The organism is Aeromonas sp. R1-2, from assembly GCF_040908505.1.
GTDB classification, from domain to species: Bacteria; Pseudomonadota; Gammaproteobacteria; order Enterobacterales; family Aeromonadaceae; genus Aeromonas; species Aeromonas veronii.
On record NZ_JBFODU010000045.1, the window covers coordinates 1 to 4,786 of the forward strand.

The following is a 4,786-nucleotide window of genomic DNA, read 5'->3' on the forward strand; positions in this document are numbered from 1 at the left end:
TAATCCGGTGTTTTATGAGGATGAAGTCGATATAGACCTCAATCCCAAATTTGGGGCCGACTGGATGTTCAGAGCGCAGCAAAAGCGGGTTGTCACACCGGGACAGAACGCCAAACATTACCTGGCAGGCGTTCTCCATGCAGGCAACGGAAGAGTGCTTTACGTCAGCGGGATAAAGAAAAACTCATCGCTGTTTATCGCCATGCTGGAAAAGCTGCGTCACCACTACCGACGAGCCAAAACCATCACGCTGATCCTCGATAACTACATCATTCACAAAAGCAAGCAGACCGAGCGATGGTTGAAGAAGAATCCCAAGTTCTGCCTGGTATTCCAGCCAGTTTACAGTCCTTGGGTTAATCACATAGAACGGCTGTGGCACAAGTTGCATGAAACCATCACGCGCAATCATCAATGCAGAAGGATGGCCAACCTGCTGGCTCGAGTGAAACACTTCATGGATACCGTGTCTCCTTTCCCGGGGAATGGCTATGGCACAGCGAAGGTGTAGCACTATTAGGATCAGTTATTTAGCATTCATTGGTGGTATTACTAACACATATAAAGATATAGCCGCATATCGAGGACAGCCAAAACTAGGTCATTACATCATTCCAGACAAACAAGCTGTTCGAGGGATTGATGTTTAACTCCAGCATATTCGGCTAACAAACTGCTTAAGAGGGATTCGCAATGCTTGGCATTTTTAGGATGCTTTGGGTTTTGTGATTAAGTTGGTGTGCGGTAGCTTTCCTAGTGCATTACTCACCCCTTAGCAGAGCGTTAGGCGCAAGAAAAGTTTCAAATTATTTTAAGGATTGAAAAATGAATAAAAATATAGTGATTGAAGATCATGTTGTACCTCAACTATTCACTACGGCCATAGAGGCTTACGAGTTTGAACATAAGGCGCATAAAAATGGTAAATCGCATAAAAACTTGGAGACCTTCGGGTTGTTATGGGGTTATTCGATTCCTCAAAAAGGAAATTTACCCGCTCGGGTAGTAGCTACAATGGCTACAGTGGAGACATCTGCTTTAAGACATCAGGATTGGGTTCAGCCTGATTTAAATTCAATAATCGCGAAAAAAAGCTTTTTCGAAAAATATTGGCCAAATATCGAATTAGTAGGAACGTTCCACTCTCACCCATACGCTAACTTGACTGAGGTAAACGAAGTGAAAGGCTGGCGAGCATCTCCAGGAGATGAAGGATTTTGGCCTTGGTTCCATAAAATTGTGTCACCTGAACAACCTTTGTTGGCTCACTTGATTGTTACGATTACTAAACTCGAAAAAAAAGGTTGGGCATATCCGGATCGCCTTAAAGGAACAGAAGAGCTTAAAGGATATGTGCTCTCGGCCGAAGACAGGAAGCTCTGGTTGCGCTCATACGCCACTGAGTTACATATGTCTGATAACGATGAAGAAAATTTTGAATATGCAGATGATTTGCAATTAGAAATCCCTTCGCTCCAAAATAGGTTCTGGTAAAGCGCCTAACAAACCACACCACAAATCTGGGACACCCACCTTTTTGAGCAAGGCGTAGCATAGCCCGAACCCAAAAGATGGGTGTCCAAGGTCTTCTGTACAGGGTCGAGTGGCTCAACAAGGTCTCAGAGTAGTAATAGCGGCCCTGTGCCCCGGTAGACAGAAAAGCGACGCCCCGTCACGGGCCTTCCTGTTTTTATCCGGCCTGCCCGAAATGCTGGCACACCGTGAGCCTGCCTCACGGCAATGCGGAGGCACTTTTCCTTTGATAGGTTCTCTCTATTTTGGCAATAGATGAGAATGGTTTTCATTTGATCTCATTTTGGCAGATACTCTCATCATCAACAGAGGGAGCCACCATCATGAAAAAGACCATCAGCTTTGCCATTCTGCACTTCGGTGTCGCCTTTACCGTGGCCTACCTGCTGACCGGTGAGCCGCTGACCGCCAGCCTGATCGCCCTGATCGAGCCCGCCGTCAACACGGTCGCCTTCTACTTTCATGACCTTGGCTGGCACAAGCTCAAGCCAAATCACAGCCTGCAGGCCAAGACCAGCAGCTTCGCGGTGGTCCACTTCTCGGTGGCCTTCGGGGTTGCCTTCCTGCTGAGCGGCGAGCTGCTCACCGGCGGCGTGATGGCGATGATCGAACCGGCCATCAATACCGTGGTGTTCTTCTTCCACGAGCGGCTGTGGCGCGCCCGCAGTCAGCAACTGGCGCTGGCCTGATCAACCGGCAACCCGCCTCCCCCTTTATCGCGGCCACAAAAAACCCGACATTCCGGCCAGGAGTGTCGGGTTTTTCACATCAGCAAAGATCTGTATCTGGATGCATCACCCGATGCCCCATCAATAACGATCAGGCTTTCTTGCAGATGGGATCAACGATAAAGGCATTCTGGTCAAACTTCTGCCAGGCGCCGGTGCCGACCCCATCGACCACCAGAATGGAGACCACGCCGAAATCGACAAAGATCCCGAGCAGAGTGGTGGCATCGAACGACTTGGAAACCGGCACTGTCACCGAGTAGCAATCAGCACGCTTGACCGTGATGGTGTAATTCTCTTTCTTCTTGAACGAGGTGATCACATTGCCGTGGCCCAGCAACATATCGTTGACGTAGATCTCCGCATCGGGATCCTGACTGCGAATGGAAACCTGCTGACTTGTGCCGTTAAACATGGCCGCACAACCGGACAGCATGATGGCCAGCAAGGCCCCCGTCATCAACCTGAACATAGCTAACCTTCTTGTTATTAAGAAAAGGCCGCAAATCTAGCACGCCTCTCGAACAGGAGTGAAAGTGCAATGCTCAGAGCCTGTCTGAATGCTCAAAATAGCGACCACTACTGACCAGTTTTCAAACAAGCCGGCCTCATCCAGCAACAGTTCTCTTCCCCATTGGAGGAGCGCGGCAAAACCGGTCGCCAGCACACGCTCCAGAGCAAAATGCGCTCGGCTCCCCTGCTGCATTGCCCTGTAGAGTGTGCTGTAGTAGGCAGATATGCCCTCCTCATTGCTGGAATCTATCGATGAACAAGACCTTGCTTGCCACCCTGCTGTTTGCCCCTTTGCTTGCCAGCGCTGCAAGCCCCTCCTTTGACTGCACCAAAGCCTCCGGGTCGGTCGAAACCCTGATCTGCAAGGATGCCGGACTGGCCGCCCTTGATAACGAACTGGCGGCCCTCTACCCCAAGGCGATTGCTGCGCTCTCTCCCGAACAGCTCAAGACAGAGCGCGCCATGCAGCGCGGCTGGCTCAAGGGTCGCAACGACTGCTGGAAGGGGCAGGATCTGCGCCAGTGTGTGGAGGATAACTACCTGCTGCGGATCACCGAACTGCAGATCAGCGGCGGCCAGCTGATGGTGCCGGCACCGGTCAACTACCAGTGCGGCAAGAACGTCACTCTCTCCACCTACTTCTATAACGATGCCAAGCTGCCCGCCGCGGTGATCAACCTGAGCGAGGGCGACAAGCAGCAACAAGTGCTCGCCTATGAAGCCCCCAGCGCCAGCGGCGCCCGTTATGAAGGGCAAAATCTCACCTTCTTCACCAAAGGGGATGAAGCCACGCTGGAGCGTTACGGCCAGCCAACCCTCACCTGCATGGAAAATCCGACCAAGGGCTGAGGCTCATAGGGGCGGCTCGTCTTGCCGCCCCACCTTGACTAGATAGCGATATCCAGCGGTTTTCCTTCCCGCACAATCCGCAACTTGAGCGACCCCGGCTTGCTGGTGCTGAGCAGTTCACGCACCTTGTCGATATCGAGGGGACGATAAGCCACCCCGTTGATCTGCTCCAGAATGTCGCCGTTGGCCAGACCATACGGGGCAAGATCCCGTGGATTTGACCCCATAGATCCAGACACTTTTCCCGCTTAGGGTTGTGATACCCGACTGCGCAGAAATTCCCGGGGTGAACGGTATCCCAAGGCGCTGTGCGGGTGGTGCTCGTTATAATGCTCAAACGCGATGGCCAAATTGCCTACCGCTGTTCGGCTATCTGGTTTCGGCATCATCTCGATATAGTCTCGCTTCATCGTCTTGACGAAGCTCTCCGCTATACCGTTGCTCTGTGGGCTTCTCACCGCAGTCGTTCTGGGCTCCAACCCGATTTCTCGTGCAAACGCGCGGGTCTCATGGGCTCGATACGCCGAGCCATTATCAGTCAGCCACTCTACCGGTGATGCCGGCAACGAATCCCCAAAGCGACGTTCGACAGACCTCAGCATGACATCTTGCACCGTGTCACTGTCGTAACCCCCGGTACTGGCAGCCCAGTCCAGGGTTTCCCTGTCACAGCAGTCCATGGCGAACGTGACTCGTAGTTTTTCACCGTTATCGCAGCGAAACTCGAAGCCATCCGAGCACCATCGCCGATTGCTCTCTTTGACTGCGACACGCCCCTTATGTGCCCGCTGGGTCAAGGGTGCAGCCGGTTTTCTTTCCAGCAGCAGGCCATGCTCTCTCATGACGCGATATACCCGTTTGGCGTTTACTACAGGCTGTCTTGTTGCCTCTGACTGACGCCGTAACAGCGCCCAGACCCGGCGATAGCCATAGGAGGGACGTTCTGCCATCGCCTCCATGATACGGCCAAGTAAGGCTGCATCATCACGCTGGCGATGATGACGACCATCTTGCCAACCTGGTTTGCGATGAACACGAACGGATAGCTGCGCACGCGATACATTAAGGGCCTGGCTCACAGCACTTAATCGTCGTCCCCCGGCAACAAGGGCGCATGCGCAATCCATTTTTTTGCTCGACCATACTCCACGGCTTCTTTGAGG

General features: G+C 52.5%; 5 protein-coding genes and 2 pseudogenes. 4 read left to right on the plus strand and 3 right to left on the minus strand.

Translation table 11 applies throughout. From position 1 onward, the window contains the following. From AB5Y76_RS15995 to AB5Y76_RS16005, 3 genes and pseudogenes are all read left to right on the plus strand, one after another. Nucleotides 1-511: pseudogene (locus AB5Y76_RS15995) on the plus strand (IS630-like element ISAhy2 family transposase); the annotation flags it as partial. Nucleotides 512-825: 314 nt separating this feature from the next. Continuing rightward, nucleotides 826-1,494: a hypothetical protein gene (locus AB5Y76_RS16000; RefSeq protein WP_263719291.1), complete on the plus strand. Its 669-nt coding sequence runs from the start codon at nt 826-828 to the stop codon at nt 1,492-1,494. Nucleotides 1,495-1,856: 362 nt separating this feature from the next. Next, a complete protein-coding gene (locus AB5Y76_RS16005) occupies nt 1,857-2,222 on the plus strand; it encodes a DUF2061 domain-containing protein (RefSeq protein WP_263719290.1) in 366 nt (121 codons plus the stop codon). A gap of 130 nt (nt 2,223-2,352) precedes the next feature. Here the strand turns inward: AB5Y76_RS16005 and AB5Y76_RS16010 are convergent, their stop codons facing one another. Next, nucleotides 2,353-2,733 carry a hypothetical protein gene (locus AB5Y76_RS16010; protein ID WP_005335561.1) on the minus strand — a complete coding sequence of 127 codons (381 nt, stop codon included), beginning with the start codon at nt 2,731-2,733 and terminating at the stop codon, nt 2,353-2,355. A 293-nt stretch (nt 2,734-3,026) separates the two neighbouring features. On the opposite strand from AB5Y76_RS16010, the gene AB5Y76_RS16015 reads away from it, so the two are divergent. Next, nucleotides 3,027-3,623, plus strand: coding sequence for an MliC family protein (locus AB5Y76_RS16015; RefSeq protein ID WP_263719289.1), 597 nt, complete (start codon nt 3,027-3,029; stop codon nt 3,621-3,623). Nucleotides 3,624-3,661: 38 nt separating this feature from the next. On the opposite strand, the gene AB5Y76_RS16020 is transcribed toward AB5Y76_RS16015, so the two are convergent. Beyond that, nucleotides 3,662-3,850, minus strand: a complete 189-nt coding sequence (locus AB5Y76_RS16020) for a hypothetical protein (RefSeq protein WP_368177758.1) — start codon at nt 3,848-3,850, stop codon at nt 3,662-3,664. A 21-nt stretch (nt 3,851-3,871) separates the two neighbouring features. After that, nucleotides 3,872-4,786 (minus strand): annotated as a pseudogene (locus AB5Y76_RS16025) (IS3 family transposase); the annotation flags it as partial.

What these genes read in the sequence shown, in the direction of transcription:
- AB5Y76_RS16000 (WP_263719291.1), top strand. Translation starts at nt 826, where the DNA reads ATGAATAAAAATATAGTGATTGAAGATCATGTTGTACCTCAACTATTC.
- AB5Y76_RS16005 (WP_263719290.1), top strand. Translation starts at nt 1,857, where the DNA reads ATGAAAAAGACCATCAGCTTTGCCATTCTGCACTTCGGTGTCGCCTTT.
- AB5Y76_RS16010 (WP_005335561.1), bottom strand. Translation starts at nt 2,733, where the DNA reads ATGTTCAGGTTGATGACGGGGGCCTTGCTGGCCATCATGCTGTCCGGT.
- AB5Y76_RS16015 (WP_263719289.1), top strand. Translation starts at nt 3,027, where the DNA reads ATGAACAAGACCTTGCTTGCCACCCTGCTGTTTGCCCCTTTGCTTGCC.
- AB5Y76_RS16020 (WP_368177758.1), bottom strand. Translation starts at nt 3,850, where the DNA reads ATGGGGTCAAATCCACGGGATCTTGCCCCGTATGGTCTGGCCAACGGC.